The organism is Streptomyces sp. cmx-4-9, from assembly GCF_046548835.1.
GTDB lineage: Bacteria > Actinomycetota > Actinomycetes > Streptomycetales > Streptomycetaceae > Streptomyces.
The window spans coordinates 55,020-76,618 of record NZ_JAEBEE010000006.1 but is presented as its reverse complement, the minus strand read 5'-3'; the positions used below and the strand labels follow the sequence as shown (position 1 = coordinate 76,618).

Annotated in this window: 21 protein-coding genes; 11 read left to right on the top strand and 10 right to left on the bottom strand. The window is 73.3% G+C overall.

Annotated elements, in window-relative coordinates:
- Positions 1-29: 29 nt before the first annotated feature.
- From ACLJTM_RS19140 to ACLJTM_RS19125, 4 genes are read right to left on the bottom strand one after another with little or no spacing between them, the layout of a single operon-like run.
- Positions 30-1,358, bottom strand: a complete 1,329-nt coding sequence (locus ACLJTM_RS19140; protein WP_411104859.1) for a type III PLP-dependent enzyme — start codon at positions 1,356-1,358, stop codon at positions 30-32.
- Positions 1,351-2,856, bottom strand: a complete 1,506-nt coding sequence (locus ACLJTM_RS19135; protein ID WP_411104858.1) for a class I adenylate-forming enzyme family protein — start codon at positions 2,854-2,856, stop codon at positions 1,351-1,353. The genes ACLJTM_RS19140 and ACLJTM_RS19135 overlap by 8 nt, the downstream gene beginning before the upstream one ends.
- A complete protein-coding gene (locus tag ACLJTM_RS19130; RefSeq protein WP_411104857.1) occupies positions 2,853-4,217 on the bottom strand; it encodes an acyl carrier protein in 1,365 nt (454 codons plus the stop codon). The genes ACLJTM_RS19135 and ACLJTM_RS19130 overlap by 4 nt, the downstream gene beginning before the upstream one ends.
- A complete protein-coding gene (locus ACLJTM_RS19125) occupies positions 4,214-4,549 on the bottom strand; it encodes an acyl carrier protein (RefSeq protein WP_411104856.1) in 336 nt (111 codons plus the stop codon). The genes ACLJTM_RS19130 and ACLJTM_RS19125 overlap by 4 nt, the downstream gene beginning before the upstream one ends.
- Positions 4,550-6,064: 1,515 nt before the next feature.
- Here ACLJTM_RS19125 and ectA point away from each other — a divergent pair.
- The 3 genes from ectA to ACLJTM_RS19110 are packed head-to-tail and all read left to right on the top strand — an operon-like array spanning position 6,065 to position 7,917.
- Positions 6,065-6,634, top strand: a complete 570-nt coding sequence (ectA, locus tag ACLJTM_RS19120; protein WP_411104855.1) for a diaminobutyrate acetyltransferase — start codon at positions 6,065-6,067, stop codon at positions 6,632-6,634.
- A complete protein-coding gene (locus ACLJTM_RS19115; RefSeq protein ID WP_411104854.1) occupies positions 6,631-7,422 on the top strand; it encodes an enoyl-CoA hydratase-related protein in 792 nt (263 codons plus the stop codon). Before ectA ends, ACLJTM_RS19115 begins: the two co-directional genes overlap by 4 nt.
- A 54-nt stretch (positions 7,423-7,476) precedes the next feature.
- A complete protein-coding gene (locus ACLJTM_RS19110; protein WP_411104853.1) occupies positions 7,477-7,917 on the top strand; it encodes a hypothetical protein in 441 nt (146 codons plus the stop codon).
- A gap of 71 nt (positions 7,918-7,988) precedes the next feature.
- On the opposite strand, the gene ACLJTM_RS19105 is transcribed toward ACLJTM_RS19110, so the two are convergent.
- Positions 7,989-8,708 carry a haloacid dehalogenase type II gene (locus ACLJTM_RS19105; RefSeq protein WP_411104852.1) on the bottom strand — a complete coding sequence of 240 codons (720 nt, stop codon included), beginning with the start codon at positions 8,706-8,708 and terminating at the stop codon, positions 7,989-7,991.
- Between the two features lie 434 nt (positions 8,709-9,142).
- On the opposite strand from ACLJTM_RS19105, the gene ACLJTM_RS19100 reads away from it, so the two are divergent.
- Positions 9,143-9,862, top strand: coding sequence for a methyltransferase domain-containing protein (locus tag ACLJTM_RS19100; RefSeq protein ID WP_411104851.1), 720 nt, complete (start codon positions 9,143-9,145; stop codon positions 9,860-9,862).
- 37 nt (positions 9,863-9,899) lie between these two features.
- Here the strand turns inward: ACLJTM_RS19100 and ACLJTM_RS19095 are convergent, their stop codons facing one another.
- Complete coding sequence (locus ACLJTM_RS19095; RefSeq protein ID WP_411104850.1) at positions 9,900-10,640, bottom strand: SDR family oxidoreductase; 741 nt, start codon at positions 10,638-10,640, stop codon at positions 9,900-9,902.
- A gap of 120 nt (positions 10,641-10,760) precedes the next feature.
- Here ACLJTM_RS19095 and ACLJTM_RS19090 point away from each other — a divergent pair, with 120 nt between their 5' ends.
- The 5 genes from ACLJTM_RS19090 (at position 10,761) to ACLJTM_RS19070 (ending at position 14,513) form a co-directional block, all read left to right on the top strand.
- Entirely contained in the window at positions 10,761-11,294 is a 534-nt protein-coding gene (locus ACLJTM_RS19090; protein ID WP_411104849.1) for an RrF2 family transcriptional regulator, read from the top strand.
- A gap of 251 nt (positions 11,295-11,545) precedes the next feature.
- Entirely contained in the window at positions 11,546-12,073 is a 528-nt protein-coding gene (locus ACLJTM_RS19085; protein WP_411104848.1) for a hypothetical protein, read from the top strand.
- Positions 12,074-12,183: 110 nt separating this feature from the next.
- Complete coding sequence (locus ACLJTM_RS19080) at positions 12,184-12,948, top strand: maleylpyruvate isomerase family mycothiol-dependent enzyme (protein ID WP_411104847.1); 765 nt, start codon at positions 12,184-12,186, stop codon at positions 12,946-12,948.
- 419 nt (positions 12,949-13,367) lie between these two features.
- Positions 13,368-13,748: a profilin family protein gene (locus ACLJTM_RS19075; protein WP_411104846.1), complete on the top strand. Its 381-nt coding sequence runs from the start codon at positions 13,368-13,370 to the stop codon at positions 13,746-13,748.
- Positions 13,749-13,853: 105 nt separating this feature from the next.
- Positions 13,854-14,513, top strand: coding sequence for a GOLPH3/VPS74 family protein (locus ACLJTM_RS19070; RefSeq protein WP_411105298.1), 660 nt, complete (start codon positions 13,854-13,856; stop codon positions 14,511-14,513).
- Between the two features lie 41 nt (positions 14,514-14,554).
- On the opposite strand, the gene ACLJTM_RS19065 is transcribed toward ACLJTM_RS19070, so the two are convergent.
- Positions 14,555-15,751: a hypothetical protein gene (locus ACLJTM_RS19065; RefSeq protein WP_411104845.1), complete on the bottom strand. Its 1,197-nt coding sequence runs from the start codon at positions 15,749-15,751 to the stop codon at positions 14,555-14,557.
- 179 nt (positions 15,752-15,930) lie between these two features.
- Here ACLJTM_RS19065 and ACLJTM_RS19060 point away from each other — a divergent pair, with 179 nt between their 5' ends.
- Positions 15,931-16,347, top strand: coding sequence for an SgcJ/EcaC family oxidoreductase (locus ACLJTM_RS19060; protein ID WP_411104844.1), 417 nt, complete (start codon positions 15,931-15,933; stop codon positions 16,345-16,347).
- A gap of 48 nt (positions 16,348-16,395) precedes the next feature.
- On the opposite strand, the gene ACLJTM_RS19055 is transcribed toward ACLJTM_RS19060, so the two are convergent.
- Both ACLJTM_RS19055 and ACLJTM_RS19050 read right to left on the bottom strand, forming a co-directional pair.
- Positions 16,396-16,710: a hypothetical protein gene (locus ACLJTM_RS19055; protein ID WP_411104843.1), complete on the bottom strand. Its 315-nt coding sequence runs from the start codon at positions 16,708-16,710 to the stop codon at positions 16,396-16,398.
- Positions 16,711-16,831: 121 nt separating this feature from the next.
- Complete coding sequence (locus ACLJTM_RS19050) at positions 16,832-17,110, bottom strand: GlsB/YeaQ/YmgE family stress response membrane protein (protein ID WP_383198532.1); 279 nt, start codon at positions 17,108-17,110, stop codon at positions 16,832-16,834.
- Between the two features lie 425 nt (positions 17,111-17,535).
- Between ACLJTM_RS19050 and ACLJTM_RS19045 the strand changes: the two genes are divergently transcribed.
- Positions 17,536-20,274 carry an AAA family ATPase gene (locus ACLJTM_RS19045; RefSeq protein ID WP_411104842.1) on the top strand — a complete coding sequence of 913 codons (2,739 nt, stop codon included), beginning with the start codon at positions 17,536-17,538 and terminating at the stop codon, positions 20,272-20,274.
- Here ACLJTM_RS19045 and ACLJTM_RS19040 read toward each other — a convergent pair.
- Entirely contained in the window at positions 20,269-21,306 is a 1,038-nt protein-coding gene (locus ACLJTM_RS19040; protein WP_411104841.1) for a GNAT family N-acetyltransferase, read from the bottom strand. The two genes, ACLJTM_RS19045 and ACLJTM_RS19040, sit on opposite strands and share 6 nt — an antisense overlap.
- Between the last annotated feature and the right edge of the window lie 293 nt (positions 21,307-21,599).

Genomic DNA, 21,599 nt, shown 5'->3' with positions numbered 1-21,599 from the left:
GGTCGCGGATGCGGGGTGCGCGGGGGCGGTCAGGTGGCGGCGGCGCGCCGGACGAAGGCCAGCCTGTCGCTGCGCACGATGCGGCCCCCGTCGGTGACGACTTCGAGCGGGGCGGGGTGGCCGAGGAAGAGCACGAGGCTGGCGTGCAGGCCGTAGGCGCCGGTGTTCGGTACGGCGAGCAGGTCGCCGGGGGCCACGGCGGGCAGCGGGTGCGAGCGTGCCCAGGTGTCGAGCGGCGTGCACAGCGGGCCGCAGATCATCGCGGGGCCCGGCGGTTCGGCGGCGGCGTCCGGTCCGTCGCCGCCGGTGCGCTCCGTTCCCGGGCCCGCCGGGGGGACCACGTCGGGGTGGAGCGGCGGTACCCGCCGCAGTCCTGCCATCCCGCCGAGGTGGTTGATGCCGGTGTCGAGGACGACGACCCGCTGCCCGTGGGAGGCCTTGACGTCCAGGACGCGGGTCAGCAGCTGCCCGCAGGTGGCGGTCAGGTAGCGGCCGGACTCGAAGGCCACAGCGGGGTCGTTCCGCCGCCAGCCGGGCAGCGCCCCGTCCAGTTCCTGCGCCAGCCGGCCGGCCAGCCCCGGGTAGTCCGGCAGCTCGCCGGCCCGGGCGTACGGGGCGCCGAAGCCGCCGCCGAGGTCGATGGTGCGCAGCGGCACCTCGAGGGCTTCCCGCAGCGTGCGGGCCACGGCGATGGCCTCGCTGAAGGAGTCGCCGAGTGCCGCTTCGTCGGCGATGTTGGTGGCCAGGTAGAGGTGGAGGCCGTCGATGCGGGCGTGCCGGCCGCCGGTGTACCGGCCGGGGTGCGCGGCGATGTCCTCGGCGTCGGCGCCGAAGGCGGACGGCTCTCCGGTCATCCGCAGCCCCGCCCCCCTGCTGCCGCCGCCGGGGTTGACGCGCAGCAGGTAGGTGACGTGCACGCCGTGCCGGGCGGCGGCCCGGTCCAGTTGGCCGATCCCGTGTACGGAGTCCACGGCGAAGTCGCGGACCCCGGCGCCGAGGGCCCCGTCGAGGTCCTCGTCCCGCTTTCCGGGGCCGGTGTAGAGGATGTCGCCGGCCGGAACGCCCGCTTCCAGGGCCGCGTCCAGTTCACCGGGGGAGCTGACCTCGGCGCGGCAGCCGAGGCCGTGGAGCGTGGACACCACGGCCGGGTGCGGATTGGCCTTCAACGAGTAGTACAGGCTGCTCGGTTCCGGCAGGCAGGACCGCAGCCGGGCGTGCGCGGAGCGCACCGCGGCCAGGTCGTACAGGTACGCCGGAGTCGGTACGGGCGGAAGGCCGGGGGCGGCGGGGGCCCCGGGGGCAGGCCGCGGGGCGGGGGGCCGTACGGCGGTGCCGGTACGCGGGGCGGTGTCAGTCACGGCCGGCCTCCGCGAGCTGTCCGGCCAGCACGGCCTTCGCGGTCTTGCCGTTGGCGTTGACCGGCAGCGCGTCGACGGAGCGGCATACGCGGGGCACCTTGAAGTCCTCCAGGTGCTCGCGCAGCCGGGGCAGGACACTCGCGGGGTCGGCGGCGCCGGTGACCACCAGCACGGCTTCGGGCCGGGAGCTGTCGGGTGTCAGGAGGGCGGCGGTGTCCACGTCGGGCAGCCGGCGGGCGGCGGCCTCGACCTCGACGGCGCTGACCCGGAAGCCGTCCTGCTTGTAGACGTCGTCGCGGCGGCCGGCGAAGTACAGGCGTCCCTCTTCGTCGGTCCAGCCGTAGTCGCCGGTGCGCAGCTCGGGGAAGAGCCCGTCGCGTCGCGGGAAGCGCGAAGCGGTGAGTTCGGGCCGGCGCCAGTAGCCGGCCATCACGTTCGGCCCGCGCACGGTGATCTCGCCGACCTCTCCGGCGGGCAGCCGCACGCCCGCCTCGTCGACCACGAAGACCTCGGTGCCGGTCAGCGGAAGACCGCAGCTGCCCGGGCGGAGAAGGTCCTCGTCCGGTTCGGCGATGGTGAGCCGCTTGCATTCGGTGAGCCCGAACATCAGCTGCACGTGCAGCCCGGGCAGCATCTCGCGCAGGCCGTGGGGCAGGTCGGCGGGGAGCGCGGCACCGGTGTTGGTGAGGAGCCGCAGCGGGGGGCGCTCTCCGCCGCGCCGCCGCAGCAGCCGCAGCAGGGCGGCGGAGACCGGTGGCACGGCGGGCAGTACGGTCGCCCGGCTGCGTACCAGGTTGGCCAGGAGCGTGGGACCGGACTCGGCGGCCGAGCCGAGCCAGACGTGGCTGCCGGCGAGCACGGAGAGGAACACCTGGTAGAGGCCGTAGTCGAAGGAGAGGGGCAGCGGGCAGTAGACGACGTCGTCCGCACGGTAGGCGAGCCGTTCGGCGATGGCCTGGACGGCGAACAGCATCTGCTGGTGGGTGGAGACCACGGCCTTGGGCAGCGCGGTGGTGCCGGAGGTGTAGATCAGGCAGACGGGGTCGACGGGCAGCGGGCCGTCGGCGGTTTCCACGCCGTCTTCGGGCTCCTGCTGCGTGTCCAGGTCCGCGGGGGCGGCCACCGGTACGCCGGCTGCGCGGACGGCGTCCCGCGTGGCGGCCGATGCGGCGACCGCCAGGGCCGGCTCGCAGTCGGCCAGCACGTGGCGCAGCACGTCGCCGCGTACCTGGTCGTGCAGGACGGAGAAGACCACGCCGAGCCGGGAGGCCGCGAACAGCAGTGGCGCCAGGTGCGGGCCGCTGTCGCTGGTCACCACCAGCCGGTCGCCGCGGCCCAGTCCGCGGCTGCGCAGGGAGGCGGCGTACCGGTGGCTGGCCTGGACCAGTTCGGTGCGGCTGAGGGTGAGGTCCGCGCAGGTGACGGCCGGGGCGCCGGGGTCGGCGGTGGGGGCGTCGAGCAGTTCGTGCAGCAAGGCGGCCTGCGGGCGGGTGCTCACGAGCGGACCCCCTGCGTTGCGTCGGCGGTCCGCAGGACGAGGCCGACCAGACCGTCGATGCGTCGCAGGACGGTGGGTTCCAGGTCCGCGGGGGCGAACTCGACGCCGTACGCGTCCTCCAGCCGCTCCACCGTCTCCACCATCTGGAAGGAGGCGAAGCCGTCCAGTCCGCTCAGGTCGTCGGTGGCGGCGATCAGCGCGGGCTCGGCGCCGAGGACGTCGGCGACGGTGCTCACCACCGTCTCGCGTACTCGTGCGGGCTCGTACGGCATGGCGTCTCCCGGTCCGGTGTGCAGGGCGTCGGTGGCGGTTGCGGCGTCGATGGCGATGCGGGCGTCCGTGCGGAGCAGTTCGGCGAGCGTGGAGTGGATCTGCGGGGGCACGGGGCGCCCGCGCTGTACGCGCCGCGCGGCCAGGTAGCACTGGCCGGTCAAGGCGTCCCAGGCGTCGGCCTGGTCGGCGGTGGAACGGGCCAGGGGGGAGCCGGCCATGTGGTGCGCCGCCCAGGCGGCGTGCAGCCGGCGGGTCCGGTTCAGCAACCAGCTCTCCAGCAGCAGGGCCGTGCAGGCCTCCTGCTGGTCCGGATGGTCGCGGAAGGCGGCGGCGTAGCGTTCCGGGGCGTCGCCCGCGAGCAGCCGGGCAGCCCGGCGTGCATTGCCCGCCAGGGCCGGGTCCAGCGGGCGGCGGGCGGGCGGCCGTGCGGACCGTACCGCTACCGGCGCGGTGGGCGAAGCGTCGAAGAGGGCGGCTGCCTGCGCCCGTTCGAAGGCGCACACCACGGGCTCGGCCCGGCCGTAGGGCGTCTCGTTGTCGTAGGCGTCCACCGCCTCGACGCCGGCCCCGCCGTCCACGGCCCGCAGCAGCACGCTGTGGTCCATGTGCTGGTGTCCGTGGTACGGGAGCCAGGGCATGCGGTACGCGTCGCCGACGACGTACAGCGGGCTGCCGTCCTCGGGCAGCAGGTCCATCAGCGCCCGGCCCTCTGACACCGGCTGCGCCGCGTGGAGGGCGAGGCCGAGGGGGTGGCCCATCCGCGCCACCTGGTCGGTCCAGGGCTGCTCCACGGTGGGCAGGCGTCCTGCGCCGGGCGAGCGCGGAGCGAAGCGGAGCCGGGCGCCGAGCCCCAGGTGGGTGCCGGCGCCGTGCACGGCGTCGGCCAGGACGGCCGCGTTGACCTGTATGCAGTCCAGTGCCGTGGTGTCGATCCCCCGTATGGCTTCGGTCAGCGGGTCGGCTTCGGTCGGCGGGGCGGCTTCGGTGATCGGGTCGGCTTCGGTGATCGGGTCGGCGGGGGTCGCGGCCCCGGCGGACGCCGGTACGGGGGCGGGCGTCCCGGCGGGTTTCGGCAGCGTGGTGCTCATGCGGCACGTCCGTCGGCCGCGGGCGTGGTCGGGGTGGCAGACATGGCCGGGGTGGCAGACGTGGCCGGGGTGGCAGATGTGGCCGGGGTGGTGGTTCGCACGATGTCGACCAGGTCACCGACCGTGTAGACACCGGCGAGTTGCTCGTCGGTGATGGTGACGTCGAAGGACTCCTCGATGTCCTCCAGGACGTGGACGATCGCCAGCGAGTCCATCCGGAGGTCCTGTTCCAGCCGGGTGTCGGGCGACAGGTCGGCGGGATCGGCGGGAAGGTGTGCGGTGCGCGCCCCGATCAGGGGGGCGAGGCGGTGCAGGACGTCGTTCGGGGTCATGGGCGGAATGTCTCCTGCGCATCGGGGAGCGGGAAGGACGTGGGGGGCTGGGGGCGCGGACCGGGCGCGCCGGGGCAGGCGGCGTCCGGGCAGGCGGCTGCCGCACACCGGGCGACGGGCGGTCGGCGGAGGGAAGAGCGGTGGAGGGAAGAGCGGTGGAGGGGCGGCGGGAGGAAGGGCGCAGCCGTGCCTCGGCGGATGGGCGTCCCGGAGGACGGAGGACCGACCGGGAGTGCAGCGGCGGAGGCAGCCGAGGCGGTGGAGCCGACGGCCGCGTGCGTCGCCGGGCGGGGTGCGGAACGCCGGGGCCCTCGGACGCCGGAGCCCTCGGGGGGATTCCTGACGATGAGGAGAGGCGTGACGCTGAGGAAAGGCCCGAAGCCGAGAAAGGCCTGACGCTGAATTTTTGCCGCTGAATGTCTGCCGCTGAAGGCCTGCCGCTGAAAGCCTGACCGGAACGGACCGTCCGCAGGGCGCCCTCACTGATCGGGCGCCATGGCCGATCGGGCGCTACCGCCGATCGGCACCACCACCGGCGGGAAGCGCCTGACGCGGTGGTCCTCCGGAGTCCGCCGGTTCAGCGCGGCACCCAGGGTCAATGATTACGCGTTTCTCACGAAACGGACTGCATCACAACAAGGGGAGAGAGGTCGGACGGAAATACGCTCGGCGGGAAGTAATGCCGCCGGCAAGGCGCTCCTCATGCGGGTCACTCGTCTCTTTGAATCGTCGTTCAGTCGTATCGAACATAACGGGTTCAGCGAGTTTGCGCTTGACGGTACAGCTAGCCGGGATCTTGAATCCCATGCCCGATGGGCGAGAAGTGTCGCAAAAGAATCCCTGGAATGGATGCCTCCATTTCCACCCGATGCACCCGGCGGCACCGCACGCCCACTGCCGGCCCTTGCCGCACCGCATCCGTGAAACCCCTGATGGACCTCCTGCCGAAGGCCGTTGACATGCGGCCCGGCCAGGGTCCGACACCGCCGTTCGGGTCGCGATCCAGCCCTCGGACCGGGTCCGGAACCAGCCATAACGGCCGTCGGCCACCCAGCAGCAGCCCCGCGGCCGGGCGGCAGCGGCGAAAGACCGGTCGGCACTGGCGCGGTCTGACCGCCGTGTGCTAGACAGATTTCATTGCGTTTTCCGCCCGGTTGAACAAATCCTCCCGGCCGACCGTCGACCTGCGTTCTTCACGCGGCTCATGCACCCGTACACCGCTCGAAACCACCGCACGAATTCCGAGGGGATTCCGAGCGTTTCCGCATTTCAGCCGGGGTTCCCGGCCTGAACCACGAGGCAACCCCGGCCGCGATCCGGACGCCCGCATTCCCAGAATTCACCGCATCTTCATCCACGCCGTTGACGCCGTCGACGCCGTCCACGGCGTCCGCACCGCCCGTACCGCTCGTATGGTCCGCACCGCCCGTATGGTCCGCACCGCCCATATGGTCCGCACCGTTCGCGTCCGCGCCGTTTCACGTCCGCGCCGTTTCACGTCAGGGAAAGGCCTCCATGAGCAACCTCGACACCCCCTCCGTATCCCTGCGCGCGCCGCGCCCCACGGACGCGCCGGCGGTCTGGCGACTGGTGCGCGACTCCGACATCCTGGACACGAACAGCCTCTACTACTACAACCTCTGGTTCCGCGACTTCGCCGACACCTCCGTCGTCGCGGCCGCCGCGGACGGCCGGATCGTCGGCTTCGTCACCGCCTACCTGCGGCCGGGCCGGCCGGACACCCTCATGGCGTGGCAGTCGGCCGTCGCCCCCGGCGAGCACGCGCCCGGACTCGGCCTGCGGATGATGCACGAGCTCGCCGACCGCGCCGACCGGTGCGGAGCCACCTGCATCGAGACGACCGTCAACCCCGGCAACCGCGCCGTCGCGCTCATGCTGCGGCGGTTCGCCCACGAGCGCGGCCTCGACGTCCACACCGAAGTCCTGTTCTCCGCTGCGGACTTCCCCGACGACGGCGCCGACGCCCATGCTCCGGAAGTGCTCTACCGGATGACCCCGTCGGAGCCGTCCGCCCGGACGGACAGCATCCCCGGCACCGCCGCCGCCACCCTGGCCGTGCGATGAGCAGCGCCCCGTTCCGCGTCGTCGTGAACGGCGGGCTCGCCACGGTCACCATCGTCGGCAGCGGCAGGGGCAACGCGCTCGGCGGCACGTTCTGGGACGACCTGAAGGAGTTCATGGAGACCGTCGGCCACCGTGACGACATCCGGGCCGTCGTCCTCGCCGGGGACGGCGGAACCTTCTCCGTGGGCATGGACCTGCGCTGGTACCTCGTACGCCTGCGGCGCGCCGAGCGCTCCGGGACCGGCAGTTTCATGGACGACGACGTCCGCCACCTCCAGCACGCCGTGACCGCTGTCGCGGACTGCCCCAAACCCGTCGTGGCCCTCATCGACGGCGAGTGCACCGGGGCCGCCCTGGAACTGATCAGCGCCTGCGACATCCGCTACGCCTCCCGGCGCGCCCGGTTCTCCCTGCCCGAAGCCGAGCTGGGTGTCGTCGCCGACCTCGGCGGGCTGCAGCGCCTTCCGCTCCTCGTCAACCAGGGGCACCTGCGCGAACTGGCTTTCACCGGCCGGACCATCGACGCCGCACGCGCAGCACGCATCGGCCTGGTCAACGACGTGTACGCCGACTCCGCTGCTCTGCACGACGCGGCCTGCACCCTCTACGGCGAACTGTGCCGGCACCCCGCGCACGTCATGGAGGGCATCAAGCGGGTCCTCGGCGAAACCCATCAGGAAGGCATACGGCGCGGGCTGGAGCACTCCGCCCGTTGGAACAGCACGCACACCGGGGCCGACGGACTGCGCCACGCCATGACGGCGCGACTCGACGCAGCAGCTCCCTGAGCCGGTGGTGCCCCGACTCCCCGCCAGACGACACCACCCACGAGGAGAGACCGCATGCACTCCCCCGCCCCTGAGCGGCGCCGGCCGCGCCCCGCCCTGATCCGTGGCCTTGCCCTGCGCTTCGTCCTGCTGATCGGCGACCCCCGGCTCGCCCTCGCCCTGCACGTGGCCTGTGTGGACGACAGCATTCACGTCCACTACCCGGAGAGCCGCATCAGCTGCCGTCTGAAGCGGCTGTCGTCCACCGGCCGTCTGCTGTGCGCCTTCAGCGTCACCCATCTCGCACCGGACGGCTCGGCAGAGGAGCACCACCACGTGGACCTCGCCCTGGACGGCACCCTCGGATCCGACCTCCAGCGCGAGGCCGTCCTGGACCACATCCACGCCTTCCACTGCGCCGCCGCCGCCTCGCGCGTCCGGGTCGCCACCCGCGTACTGCGCAGCGAACGCTTCGTGCACCGACCGCACGACCAGGTGTTCCTGACCGCGTCCTGACGTCCCGCTCCCGCTCCCGCTCCCGCTCCCGAGGCCACTCCCACTCCTAGGGCCACTCCCGCTCCCCTCTCTCAGCCCGACGCGAGGTCGAGCCGGTCGGCCAGGTCGAAGAGACCGTCGGCGTACAGGTCGAACCGGTCGGCGGGGGACGGCGGTTCGCCGGTGGGGCGGGCCACGTAGGCGGTGCGCAGGCCCTGGCCTTGCGCACCGCGCAGGTCCCAGGCGTGGGCGGCGACCATGAGCAGGCGGTCCGGCGGGCGCCCCGACGCCCTGACCGCCAGTTGGTAGACGGCCGGATCCGGCTTGTACGTGGCCACTTCCTCGGCGGACAGCAGCAGATGCCATCGCAGCCCCGCACCGGCGCCCAGTTCCAGCAGTTCCGGACGGCTCGCGTTCGACAGCCCGATCAGCCGGAAACGCTCGGCGAGCCGAGCGAGCCCTGCCACGGTGTCGGGCCACGGCGGCCTCCGGCGGGCCGCCCGGGCCAGCCGTTCCCCGGCGCCGGAGGCGGCTGCTCCGACCGCGTCCACGACAAGCCGGGCCGCCTCCGCGTCGAGGGCATCGCCGGCGGCGTACGGCCGGGCGCCGTCGCGGATGCGGCGCTGCTCGTCCTCGACGTGCCTCTCCCACAGCGACTGGAGCTCCCCGGTTTCGGCGCCGGCGAGCCCCGGGGCGAGCTGCCGCAGGCCGGCTCGCACACCGGCCTGGTCGTCGACGAGCGTGCCCAGCACGTCGAAGACCAGGGTGTCGATCTCCAGTCGTGGCCCCAGTCGTGGCTCCGGTCGTGGCATCAGTCAGCCTCCAGGTGGCGGCGCGCGGGGACGTGTCGGCCGACGGCCACGACTCGGGTGCCCGCACCGTGCGCCACGAACCATCGGCCCCGCCTCCGGCCGGTGCAGCATGACGGGGAAGGCACCGCGCACCGGTCGGCCGGGCGCCGAGTGGCGGGCGGCGCGACGGGGCATTGCCCCGGCGTGCCCGCCGCCGCCCGGGTCAGGCCGTCGCTTTCGGACCGCGCCGGTCAACCCCGTAGGGACCGGCGCCACCCGAAAGAGACGGCCTGGCCCGACTGCGGGCCGGGTAGCCACCTGACACGGCGGGTGCCGCCCAACCCGTGCAACCTGTACAACCCGTACAACCCGTACAACCCGTACAACCCGCATGGCCGTGCCCCGTGCCCCGTGCCCCGTACAGCTCACACGCCCGCAGCCCGCGAGGAGACCCCATGACCGTGTCCGACCGCTACCGCACCGCCTGGGACGGCTTCTGGGAGCAGAGTTCGGGTGAACAGGGCGAGCCGTTCTGGGACGCGGACCCGGACCTTACGGCGCGGCGCGACCTGGAGCACCTCGCCCCGTACGCCGACTCCTCGCTCCCCGTCGCCGATCTCGGGTGCGGCAACGGCACGCAGACGCGGTTCCTCGCCGGCCATTTCGCCCGCGCCGTCGGCGTCGACCTCTCCGCGGCCGCCGTCGCCCATGCCCGCCGCGCCGACCCGGACGGCGTCGCCGCGTACGAGCAGCTCAACCTCGCCGATCCGGCCGCGGCCGCCACCCTGCACGAGCGGCTCGGCGACACCCATGTCTACCTGCGGGCCGTCCTGCACCAGAGCGACCCCGAAGACCGCCCCGCGGTGGCCGCGGCCGTCGCCCGGCTGGTCGGCGCGCGCGGCCGCGCTCTCGTCCTGGAACCGACCGGTGAGGCCAAGGGGGTCATCGCGGCCCTGGCCGAGCAGCCGGGCGGTCCCTCCTCCAAGCTGCGCCGTGTCAAGGAGCACGACCTGCGCCCCGGTGAGGTCGCCGAGGGCGAAGTCGCCGGCTTGTTGAGGGCGGCCGGCCTGACCGTGTTCGCCGAGGGTGCGACGGCCCTGGCCATGAGCGAGACCCGCCTCGACGGTTCCCCGGTGGAACTTCCGGCCCGCTGGTACGTCGCCGGCCGGCGGTGAGGGCGGCGGGGGCCGGCGCGTCCGCCGGAGGGCTTTCTCAGCGGGCCGTGGCGAGCCAGTCCCGGTAGGAGGTGGGAGCCAGGCGGGCGTCGGGGCCGCCGGTCAGGACGTCCCCTTCGACGGCGGAGAACATGCCGGCCTCCTCGTCGGTGACGACGGTACGGGGGTCCTGCCGCGCCGACAGGGTGAGGCGGCCGAGTGCGTCCAGGGCGAAGGTGTCGGGGCCCGCGACATCGACGGTGCCGTTCAGCGGTCCGCCGACGGCGACGTCCGCGAGGGCGGCGACGACGTCGGCCGCGGCGATCGGCTGGACGGGGGTGGAGGGCAGCCGGACGGCCTGGTCGTCGGCGGTCCAGGACAGCACCGCGTCCATGAACTCGAAGAACTGGGTGGCGCGGACGATCGAGTACGGCGTGGGGCCCTGCTGGAGGAGTTCCTCCTGGAGGGTCTTGGCACGGTAGTAGTCCAGCTGCGGCACCTGGTCGACGCCGACGATGGAGAGGACGACCTGGTGGTGGACGCCCGCACGCTCGCCCGCCGCCAGCAGGTTGCCCATGGTGGTGCGGAAGAAGTCCGGGGAGGTCTCGTCGAAGGTAGGCGAGTTCGTCACGTTGACGACGGTGTCCGCGCCGGCGAGCGCCTCGTCCAGTCCGGCGCCGGTGAGCAGGTCGACCCCGCTGGACAGCGAGGCGGCGACCACCTCGTGTCCGGCCGTGCGGAGCCTGCGGACGAGCTGGGAACCGATGAGTCCGGTACCGCCGATGACGGTGATCTTCATGAGTGCGCCCTTCCGTGCGGGGGGCCGAGCCGGGGCAGCTCCGACCGCCACCACAAACTCGGACACTTCTTGTCTGAGATGTTACTCGGATAGTATGTGTCCGAGTCAAATGGAGGGCGCATGAAACTGTCCGGGGGCGTGGAGTGGGCGCTGCACTGCTGCGTCGTACTGACGGCGGCCAGCCAGCCGGTGCCCGCTGCCCGCCTGGCGCTGCTGCACGACGTCTCACCGAGCTACCTGGCCAAGCAGATGCAGGCCCTGTCCCGGGCCGGCCTGGTGGCCTCCGTCCAGGGCAAGACGGGGGGCTACGCCCTGACCAGGCCCGCTGCGGAGATCACCGTGCTGGACGTGGTGCAGGCCGTCGACGGGGCGGGCCCGGCGTTCGTCTGTACGGAGATCCGCCAGCGCGGCCCGCTGGGATCCCCGCCGGAGGCGTGTACGAAGGCGTGCGGGATCGCCCGCGTGATGGCCGCCGCCGAGGACGCCTGGAGGGCGTCGCTGCGCGGGGTCACCATCGCCGACCTCGTCGGCTCGGTGGAACGGGACAACGGACCCGACGCCCTCCCGGGCATCGGCGCCTGGCTCACCCCACCGCCCCCCGCACCCCTGGACGACCGGGGGCCGCGAACCCGGCCGGGAGTTGAGGGCGGGTGACGCCCCGGCGGCACCCGCGGCCTGGGGTACGTGGGACGGGTGGGGCCGATGCGAGCCGTGCGCCCGGCCGGCGCTGACCGCAGAGCAGCGCAACCACGGCCGCAACGCACGACCGCGACGTACGGCCGCGACGTACGGCGACAACGCACGGCCGCGACGCAGGGCCGCAACGTACGGCCACAACGCACGGCCGCGACGTACGAGGTGTGGGACCCTCACCTCCCCCGCAGATGCCGACCGGGAAGACTTCGATGACCCACGACGAAGCCGTCAAGCAGCTGGGCCACCTCGCGCGTGAGAGGGCGTTCTGCGGTCATGTCGGGTCCGACCGGCTCATCCAAGCCGGGCTGGACGCGCTGCTGGCCGGGGTGGAGTGCCCCTCCCTGCCCCTGCTGGCCGGACTCCTCCGGAAGGAAGAGCCCGAGGCGCCTGCGCTGTTCGACCACGTGCTGGAAGAGCTCGGACTGGTCTTCCAACCGCCCGCCGACCCGCGCGCGGCGAAGTGGGCGATGGCCTACTGGGTCGCCCAGCGGATCGTGGACGGATCACTGGAGCCCGCCACCGGCGCCCACATCATCTGGGCGGACCTCGCCTACGACCTGGGCCATCCCGCAGAACTGGAGCCCCTCGCCTCCTGTGGCCTTCAGCTGACTGACTGCCAGGAGAGCTGGGGGACGTCCTTTGAAGAACTCGACCGCGAAGCGTTCGAGGCAGCGAAGCAGCTCCTGAGCCGGCGGTCCGCGGCACCGGAAGAGCCAAGAACAGAACCCACGTCATAGCCCGCGGACGGGAGTTGACGCGTCGACCTCAGTCGACGGCCGACCCGGAGGTACCCGGCCGGGGGCTAAACCGCGTGCGAGAGTTCTGGTCCGGGTGGTACAAGGTCTGCGTGACTGAGCATCTCCCATTCCCCACCCTGCTGCGGATGATCGACGAGTGGTCCGCCGCGTTCCGCGACGCCGTCGCCGCGGCTCCCAGCCTCGACGCCGAGGTCCCGTCCTGCCCGGGCTGGACGCTGTACGACCTGGCGAACCACCTCAGTGAGGGGGACCGCTTCTGGGCCCACATCGTGCGGAACACCACGCCGGGCGACGAGCGGCCCGGCAAGGACGGGCTGGCGGCGCCCAGGGAGCGCGATGCCCTCATATCCTGGCTGGCCGACTCGACGGAGCAGCTGCTTTCCACTCTGCGCGAGGCCGGCCCGGAGCGGGGCTGCTGGGCCTGGTGGGAGCCGCTGGCCTCGCCGCACACGGCGGCCGCCGTGGCCCGCCGCCGCGTCCCGGAGTCGCTGATCCACACCTACGACGCCCAGCTGGCCTCCGGTAACCCGCAGGAGCTGCCGACGACCGAGGCGGTCGACGCCATCGAGGAGTTCCTCGCCACCGTCTGCACCGTCACGGTCCCGTGGCCGGGCGAGCCCGCGACCATGGACTACCACGCAGCCGAGGCCGGCTCCTGGCGCCAGACGGTGGACGCCGCCGGTTCCCGCTTCACCCGCCTCACCGCGGCGGAGGCCGCTGAGAGCAAGCCCACCGCCGCCGTCTACGGCACGGCGAGTGAGGTGGCCCTGCTCATGTACATGCGCATCCCGGCCGACTCGCTGCAGACGGAGGGCGATGCCGACCTGCTCCAGCAGCTGCAGAACTGGGGCTGAGAGACCCTCTCATCGCTACCGCGGCGGGTGCTGCGGGCGGTATCCGCCGACGGCACGAAGGAAAGCGCGGACGAACCGGTGGTCATGGGCTCGTCGCCGTGCAGCCGGCCTGCCGGTCTACGCCGTCTCGGGCCCCGGCGGGGATGGGCCGGTGCTTTCGGTGCGCCTGTCACCCGACCCGGGCTGCGCTGCAGCCGCGCGAGCGGTGGCAGGCCGCACACCGGTGCCGTGCCCGGGCCGGGCCGGACCAGACCGGGCCGGACCAGACCGGGCCGTGCCGGGCCGTTCGGAGCAAGCGCGATGGCGGCGCCCGCCGCTGCGGGGCACGGTGGCCGGAGCGCCGCCGGCCCGTACCGGCGCACCGCCCTCACCGTCCGTTCGAAGGTATGCGAAGAAGGAGTACGGATATCGACGAATGGATGCTGGTTCTGCAGCAGGCGCTCGACTCCGGGGCCGTCGCCCGCGTCGAGGTCCTGCACGAGGACGGATCCGTGTGGAGATCGGTGGGGCGTCCCCTGACGAGCGAACAGGAGGGCCGGCGCTTGGCAGCCCTGCTCCGGGCTCCGTCGGACGCCGTCAGCGCGGGCATCACCGTCGGGGGCGTGACCTACCTGGCGGCGGAGGCCGGCGGTCGCCTCCTGCACGGCAGGCACGGCGGCACCGGGGTCGTCGCCGTGCACCGACCGCCCTGCATCGTGGTCGGCTCCTACGGGGAGGGCCGTCCGGCGGCCGCGGCGGTCCGCACCGTCGCGTCCCTCGCCGACCTGTTCACCACCCTCGGGGATCCACAGGCCATGTGAGCCGCGCGCGATGGGCTCAGCCGTCGGGGAACTCCTCCGGACGGCAGGTCGTCATACCCGGTGGGGCATGCGATCACACGGCATATGGGGGTAGGGGACATGGCGGTGACGGTCACGCTGGCCGAAGAGATCATGCTGTTGTCCCTGGACGACAGGACCGGCTCGACGCAGCAGCGGCAGGCCGTCGGCTGGGCGGTGGCAGGAGGAATCCTGCTGGACCTGGTCCTGGCCGGTCGGGTCTCCGTTGCGGGCAAGCACCTCGCATGGGCGGGCGCGGCTCCGATCGGGGACCGGTTGCTGGACAGCCGGATGGCCCTGATCGAGACCTGGCTCCAGGGCCGCGGTAAGCGCCGGGTGACGGAATGGCTGACGAAGGACCAGCCCAAGGCCGTTGCAGCGACTCTCGAGAGCCTGTGCCGGCGCGGGGTGGTCGTGGAGGAGAAGCACAAGGCTCTCGGGATGTTTCCCGTGCGGCGCTACCCCGAAGCCGACGGCACGGTCGAGGTCGAACTCCGTGACCGGCTCCGAGCCGTCGTTCTGGACCGTGCCGAGCCGGACGTGCGCACGGCGGGCCTCATCGCGCTGATCCACTCCGCCAAGCTGCACCGGCTGGTCTTCCCGGACATCCCGCTCAAGCCGGTTGTCGCAAGGATGGCCGAGGTCGCCGATGGTCGATGGGCTGCCGAGAGTGTCCGCGCCGCCATACGTGACATGCAGGCGGCGATGGCCGCCGTCACCGTGATCACCATCGCCAGCGTCACATGATCGTTCACCCGTAGGCCTGCGGTCTGCATGCCCGGCAGCGGTCAGAAGAGGCCGGCGCACATGTGGTGGGTGAGGTTCTCAAGGATGTCGTGCAGCCAGTCGCTGCGGACGGCCGGCAAGCGGACCAGTGTGCGCTCGAAGGTTCCGGAGTCGATCCGGAAGGGGTGGCGGGGGCGCGGTGCCGGCGGGTCGTCGCGGAGTACGCCGGCGGGGATGGCCCCCGGCGCGGGCAGGCGGAGGCGCGGTTCGGGGTAGGCCATCCGGATCCACACCCCGAACGGCAGCGGAACCCGGTAGGCCGCTGCGGCCCGGTCGACCTGGTCCACGGGCGCGGGCGGGTCGGCTGCGTCCGCCGGGCTCCACAGTTCCCCCGTCTGCGGGTGCATCGGGACGAGGAGCATGTCGGCGTCCGGGCCGGGGGCGGGCAGTCCGGGGCCGGCCAGGACGGCGCGTCGGGCCGGAAGGACCGCGGGCAACAGGGCGTCGAGGGCGCGTCGGAACACTTCCGAGGTCAGGCCCGGTGGGACGGTCACCGACCGGCCGTCGGAGGCTGCCAACATGTGGGCCAGGGCCTGTCCGGCTGCCGCCTCCCACTGCGGGCTCCACGACCACCAGTGGTCCATCCCGCGCGCCGAGGCCCAACTGACGACGGGCTCGACAGGGGGCGTGCCGTACTCGTCGGCCAGCAGTTCCGCCCAGCCGAGCGGTGCAGGACCCGACCCGGACCCTGAGCCGAAGGCGGAACCGGGGCCGGTGCCCGTACCCGTATCGGTGTCGTCGGCGGGGAGGCGGCGTACGGCGTCCGGGGCGAGCCAGACGGCCTGCCAGAGCGAGCAGTCGTCGATCCGGCTCGCAACGGGCACGCCGCATGCCTCACATGCCATGTTGGGGCCGTCACCCCAGGCGAGGCCGCAGCAGTAGCCGCCGCCTTCCTCGGGAAGGAACACCATGCCGCGGGAATCGCCGGGTGCGATGACGATGCTGCCCGGTGCGCCGTCGGACAGGGAGTAGACCGCAGCGTGGATGCCGCGGGCCGTCGCCTCTTCCGGAGTGACCTCCTCCCACCTCCGCCACGGCGGCCCCCAGGGCTCCGGTTCCACGGCAAACGTGCCGGACTCCATGAGCACCGGGAGCCGGATCCCGTTCCCGTACTTCTGATGCGCGTGGGTCGGCAGCGCGACCTGGGACAGCGGGACGGTCAGCCTGGAACCGCACCCCGCACAGGCGAAAACGAACAAATGTCCTCCGAGAGAGCAGGGGGCATCGTTGCAGCTCCGCCGGGGACCGGCCAACGTGTTTTTTGCCGCTTGCGCGGGGCTCGTCGGCAGGGGGCGGGCCGGGTGGCGCTTGGGTGTGGGTGGGGGCTGTTCGGGAGTGGGTGAAGTGCCTTGACCTCAAGGGCTCTTGAGGTCTGATCATGATGTCCATGACGACAGAGAACGCAGCCCGGCTCGCCGATGTCGAAGCCATCCGCCAGGTGGTGGCTGCCGTCGAGGCATCGCAGCAGGCCAAGGACCCCGACGCTTTCCTCTCCCTGTTCCACCCCGACGCCCTGTGGACCACCGGCGCCGGCAAGGTCCTCATCGGCCTCGACGCCATCGCCGAGTTCACCCGCGCGGTGCTGCCCGGCGCGACCTGGGACGGCCGGGTCAGCTACACCGTCACGCACCTGCAGTTCCTTCGCCCGGACGTGGCCGCGGTCAAGGTCAGCCAGGTCTACCACCTGGCCGACGGACCCGGCGACGAGGGCGTTCCGACGTACGTGATGACGAAGCAGGAGGACGGCCGCTGGCTCCTGACCGTCTGCCAGAACACCCAGATCGCCAAGGCCTGACTCCTCGGCCTCGGCCTCAGCCCCAGTCCCAGCCCCGCGTCGGATGCCTCAGTCGCGTACGGGGGCGAGGTGGAACGGCGAGCCGGGGGTCTCGGGGGTCCAGCCGGCGCTGAGCGCGGTGCGGATGCTGTCCGCCACGTGGGCGGGCAGGACGGGACTGCCGGGGATCCCGATCCAGTTGCCCGGGTGCGGCTGGTCGGTGGTGACCACCAGTGTGGTGCCGGGAGCTTCGGCGAGTTCGACCGCGTAGGCAAGCGGCGTGGCGGCCAGTCCCCTGTCGTAGGTCGGCCGTCCGCGCAGGCGCCACCGGTAGCTGGTGCCGTCCACGTGGATGAGCCGCGACCCCTTCGTGACCAGCGCCATGCCCGCTCCTCCCCGGACTTCTCGTGCGTCTCCTGCGTCAGCTGCCGCTGGCAGCGGAAACGGCTCCCCCTCTCGCACAGAGGGGGAGCCGTTTCCGTGGGGCGCCTGTTGAGCGGGGTGCTCAGGCGTGGCTGTGGTGTCGCTTGTTGCCGGTGACCAGTCGGTAGACGGCGAGGAGGATGACCGAGCCGATGATGGCGGCGATCCAGGTGGACAGGTCGAAGAAGCCGTCGATGGAGTCGACGCCAAAGATGACCTTGCCGAGGAAGCCGCCGAGCAGACCGCCCGCGATGCCGATGAGCATGGTGATGATGACGCCGCCCGGGTCCTTGCCCGGCATGAGCGCCTTCGCGATGAACCCCGCGAGCAGTCCGATCAGAATCCAAGCAATGATGCCCACGACGCTTCTCCTACCTCGGTTGATAAAGTCGGTGTCAGTGAGCGTCTGCGCCGTTCCGGGGTTTCCAAACGTCCGGGCTCGCTGAACATTTCGGCGACCTCCCTCCGGAGTCGGCGACCCCCGTACGCCACGCCTCCCGATGTCGCCCTCGCGTACGGTCGGCCTTCCCGTCTGCCTTCCCGTCTGCGTTCCCGTCTGCGTTCCCGTCTGCCTTCCCGTCTGCCTTCCCGTCTGCCGTGGTCGGCGCCCGGCCTCCGCCTGAGCTGCGATGATGACCGCCCGGCGCCGGCTGTGCACGCTGGCGGGCGCAGGGTGGCGTACCGGTCGGCGGCGTGGTGAGTGCGGGCTTCGGGAGATTCAGGGACAGAGATTCAGAGGGTCAGATTCAGAGAGTCAGATTCCGAGATTCGGGCGAGGGGCGGGGCGTGCAGGGCCGGGACGGGGAGCGGGAGCGGATACGGGGGTTGCTCGCGGCGGCCCGGGGTGGCGAGAGCGGTGTCCTGCTCGTGCACGGGGAGGCGGGCATCGGCAAGACCGCCCTGCTCGACTACGCGGCCGAGCAGGCGACGGACGGGCGGGTGCTGCGGGTCGAGGGCATCGAGTCGGAGATGGAGCTGGCCTTCGGCGGCCTGCACCAGTTGCTCCTGCCGGTACTGGACCTCGTCCAGACGCTGCCCGCGCCCCAGGCGGCGGCCCTGCGGGCGGTGTTCGGGATGAGCGGTGACGGGGTGCGCGACCGGTTCACCGTCGGGCTCGCGGTGCTCACGCTGCTGTCGGGGGCGGCTGCGGGCGGCCCGCTGCTGTGCCTGGTGGACGATGCGCAGTGGCTCGACCAGTTGTCGGTGGACCTGCTGGCGTTCGCCGCGCGCCGGCTGCGGGCGGAAGGGGTGGTGATGCTCTTCGCGGTCCGCGACGGTGAGGCGGGCGCCGTCGTGGAGGGGCTGCCGCAGCTCCTCCTGGAGGGCCTCGACGACGGGTCGGCTGCCGCGCTGCTGGAGGGCCTGCCCCCGTACGTGGCCGACCGGGTCATCGACGAGGCCCGCGGCAACCCGCTGGCCCTGATCGAGCTGTCGGCGGCGCTCACCCCGGCCCAGCGGGCCGGGCAACTGGGACCGCTGGCCCTCCCCGAGGCGTCCTCCGGGTTGTCGAACCGGCTCCGGGACGGTTTCACGGAGCGGATCCGGCTGCTTCCCGAGGCGACCCGGACGGTGCTGCTGGTGGCCGCCGCCGACGACACCGGGGACATCGGTACGGTGCTGCGGGCCGGGGCGGTGCTGGGCGTGGCCGTCGAGGACCTGGAACCCGCGGAACGCGCCGGGTTCGTACTGCTGTCCGGGACGTCCGGGACGTCCGGGACGGGGGTGCGCTTCCGTCATCCGCTGGTGCGGTACGCCGCCTACCGGGGCGCGCCGCTGGGCCGGCGGATCGCCGTACACCGGGCGCTGGCGCAGGCGTTGGGCGCCGAGGGCCAGGCGCACCGGCGGGCCTGGCACCTGGCGGCCGCGTCGACGGGTCCGGACGAGCGGGTCGCCGCGGAGCTGGAGGGTGTGGCCGAGTGGGCCGGGAGCCGGCAGGCGATGGCATCCGCGTCCGCGGCCTACGAGCGTGCGGCGCAGCTGAGCGAGGACCCGCTGCTGCATGCGGACCGGCTGGTCCGTGCGGCGCAGCGGGCGGCCGATGCCGGGCAGGACGAGCGGTGCGCGGCGCTGGCCGACCGGGTGCCGCTGCCGCTGGCGGACCCGGGTGTGGCGGCCCGCTTCGCGCGTGCCCGGGCGGTGGTGGAGCTGGGCTTCCGCAGGCCGCAGACGGCGGCCCGCATCCTGCTCGACAGCATCGACAGCATCGGCTGCCTCGACAGCATCAACAGCGTCGATGCGGGCGGCGCCGGCCGTCCCGACCTGGTGGAGCCGCTGCTGGTGGACGCGGTGCACGCCGCATTCGCGGCGGGGGACGCCGCGCTGATGCGGGACATCGCCGGCCGCGCCCCCGGGCTGCCCGTCATGGCCGTGCCGGACCGGTTGTTCGGCGGTGACGTGCCGGGCGCCCTGGAGGCGCTGCGCGGACTCGTGGCCGGCGGCCGGGGTGCCGACGCGGGGGTCATGGAGCGGCTGATGACCGGGATCTACTGCCAGTTGGCGGGGGACCACGAGGCGGCGTACGGGGCTGCCTCGGCGGCGGTCGCCCACTGCCGGGAGCAGGGGATCGGCGGGTGGCTCCCCACCACGCTGCACCTGCTGGCCCGGACGGCCCTGGCCCGGGGCCGGTTCGAGGAGGCGGCGGTGTCGGCCGCGGAGGCGCTGCGGCTGGCCGAGTACCACGACCTGGCCCACCGGGCCGCGCACCTGCAGGCCGTCCTGGCCGCGCTGGCGGCCGTGCGCGGGCAGGAGGGGGAGGCCCGTGCGCTGGCGGGCGCGGCCCTGGAGTACGCGCGGCCGCGCGGTGTGGGACGCGCCACGGTGGACGCACTGGGGGCGCTGGGCGCCCTCGAACTGGGCCTGGGCCGGGCGCAGGCGGCGTCGGAGCAGCTGACGGCTGCCGTCCGGGAGGCGGCCCATCCGCTGTTCGCGCTGCCCCTGCTGCCGGATCTCGTCGAGGCGGAGTGCCGCGCGGGACGTCCCGAGCGGGCCGAGGAACCGGCCCGGCTGCTCGCCGCGTGGGCGGCTTCGCTGGGGCGGCCCGGCCTGCTCGCGCTGAGCCACCGCTGCCGCGCGCTGACCGGGTCCGACGGTATGGCCGAGGAGCACTACACCGCGGCGCTGGCGCTGCACCAGGACGGCAATGCGTACGAGCGGGGCCGTACGGCGCTGCTGTACGGGGAGTGGCTGCGCCGGCTGAGGCGCCAGGTCGATGCCCGGGGCCCGTTGCGTACGGCGCTGGAGGCCTTCGAAGGGCTCGGCGCCGCGCCGTGGGAGGCCCGTGCGCGGGCCGAACTGGCGGCCGCGGGCGGGGAGACGGGGCTGAGCGTAAAGGAGGACGGCCTGATCAGCCTGCTGAGCCCCCAGGAACGTGAGGTGGTCCGGTTGGCGGCGTCCGGGGCGAGCAACCGGGAGATCGCCGGGCAGCTGTTCCTGAGCCCGCGTACGGTCGGCCACCACCTCTACCGCGCGTTCCCCAAGCTCGGTGTCGCCTCCCGTACGGAGCTGGCGGCGCTGCTGGCGTCATGAGGCACGGGCCGGCTCCGGGGCGGAGTAGATCATCCGGGTCTGGGTGGTGCGGTAGCCGGCCCGGGCGAACGCGGCGGCCATGGGGGCGTTGTCGGTGTCGGTGGTGGCGGTGATCAGTTCGGCGCCCGCTTCCACCTGGACGCGGGTGATCTCGGCGAGGATGTCGTCGACGTACCCCTGGCCGCGCAGTTCGGGGACGACGCCCAGGTAGCCGACGTTGCGGTGGTAGGGCGTCGCGGACGGCAGGGCCAGTCCGGCGACCTGTCCGTCGGGGGTGCGGGCCAGGCGCCACCAGGAGCGTTCGCCCGGGCAGCTCAGGTAGAAGTCGACCTCTTCGCGGGCGGTGGCCTCGGCTCCGACCAGCGCGAGGTTGCGGCGGGTCTCCCCGTCCAGGCTGCCGACGGCGATCCGCCGGAAGACGTCGAGGAAGTCCTCGTCGGTGCCCTCGGTGAAGGTGAGCCGTCCGCTGGGGGCGGGCAGGCCCGCGTCGGGAGTCCATTCCAGGCGCAGCCGCTGCACCTCGTCGGTGAGTCCGGCCGCCCGGGCCGCCTCGCGCCGCCAGGCGAGGGCGGCGACCGCGGCCGGGTCCTCGTTCCATCCGGTGGGCAGGGTCAGGTTGTACAGCGGGGGCTTGGCGGCGCCCTGCGCGGCGAAGGCCGCCAGGCCGGCGGAGAGCAGGCCGGCCGCGACGGCCGTGCGGCCGGTGGGCGGGGAGTCGGTGGGCGTGCGGCCGGTGGGCGGGGAGTCGGTGGCCGTGCGGCCGGTGGGCGGGGAGTCGGTGGCCGAGGGGGCGGCGTACAGGCAGTCCAGGGCGACGGGGTGCTCGCTGGTGGCCCGGCCCCACCACAGGGCGCGGGCCACGATGCGGCCGTCGTCGTCCTCGGCGATCCAGGTCCACTCGGGGCGGTACATGTTCTCGTGCAGTTCTTCGAGATAGCGGTCGGCGTCGATCCAGCCGACGGGTTCGTCCACCGTGACGGCGATGACGCGGTCGAGGTCGGCAGGGGTGGTGGGGCGGAAGCGGAGGGGCATGCAGCTCATTTCGGAGGGGGTGTCGGGGCTGAGGGAGTTGCCGCGGTGACGTCTTGACGTCCTTGACGGTAGGCCGGGCGGCCGGGGCGGGGCATCGGTCATCACGACGTAATGCGGCCGGCCGGCCACCGGTGAAGCCCCGAGCCGGGCGGGGCAGCCGCCCGCCGGCACCGCGCGACCGAGGGCGCCACGAACAGCACGCCCGTCTCCACCAGGTACCGCCGCTGCCGCTGCCGCTGTCGTTCAGGCGGCGCCGCGTCCTGCTGCCGCTGTCGTTCAGGCGGCGCCGCGTC

Bases quoted from the DNA above. Each gene is read 5' to 3' on its own strand.
- ACLJTM_RS19130 (WP_411104857.1), bottom strand. From the start codon at position 4,217: ATGAGCACCACGCTGCCGAAACCCGCCGGGACGCCCGCCCCCGTACCG.
- ACLJTM_RS19125 (WP_411104856.1), bottom strand. From the start codon at position 4,549: ATGACCCCGAACGACGTCCTGCACCGCCTCGCCCCCCTGATCGGGGCG.
- ectA (WP_411104855.1), top strand. From the start codon at position 6,065: ATGAGCAACCTCGACACCCCCTCCGTATCCCTGCGCGCGCCGCGCCCC.
- ACLJTM_RS19115 (WP_411104854.1), top strand. From the start codon at position 6,631: ATGAGCAGCGCCCCGTTCCGCGTCGTCGTGAACGGCGGGCTCGCCACG.
- ACLJTM_RS19110 (WP_411104853.1), top strand. From the start codon at position 7,477: ATGCACTCCCCCGCCCCTGAGCGGCGCCGGCCGCGCCCCGCCCTGATC.
- ACLJTM_RS19105 (WP_411104852.1), bottom strand. From the start codon at position 8,708: ATGCCACGACCGGAGCCACGACTGGGGCCACGACTGGAGATCGACACC.
- ACLJTM_RS19100 (WP_411104851.1), top strand. From the start codon at position 9,143: ATGACCGTGTCCGACCGCTACCGCACCGCCTGGGACGGCTTCTGGGAG.
- ACLJTM_RS19095 (WP_411104850.1), bottom strand. From the start codon at position 10,640: ATGAAGATCACCGTCATCGGCGGTACCGGACTCATCGGTTCCCAGCTC.
- ACLJTM_RS19090 (WP_411104849.1), top strand. From the start codon at position 10,761: ATGAAACTGTCCGGGGGCGTGGAGTGGGCGCTGCACTGCTGCGTCGTA.
- ACLJTM_RS19085 (WP_411104848.1), top strand. From the start codon at position 11,546: ATGACCCACGACGAAGCCGTCAAGCAGCTGGGCCACCTCGCGCGTGAG.
- ACLJTM_RS19075 (WP_411104846.1), top strand. From the start codon at position 13,368: ATGCTGGTTCTGCAGCAGGCGCTCGACTCCGGGGCCGTCGCCCGCGTC.
- ACLJTM_RS19060 (WP_411104844.1), top strand. From the start codon at position 15,931: ATGATGTCCATGACGACAGAGAACGCAGCCCGGCTCGCCGATGTCGAA.
- ACLJTM_RS19055 (WP_411104843.1), bottom strand. From the start codon at position 16,710: ATGGCGCTGGTCACGAAGGGGTCGCGGCTCATCCACGTGGACGGCACC.
- ACLJTM_RS19040 (WP_411104841.1), bottom strand. From the start codon at position 21,306: ATGCCCCTCCGCTTCCGCCCCACCACCCCTGCCGACCTCGACCGCGTC.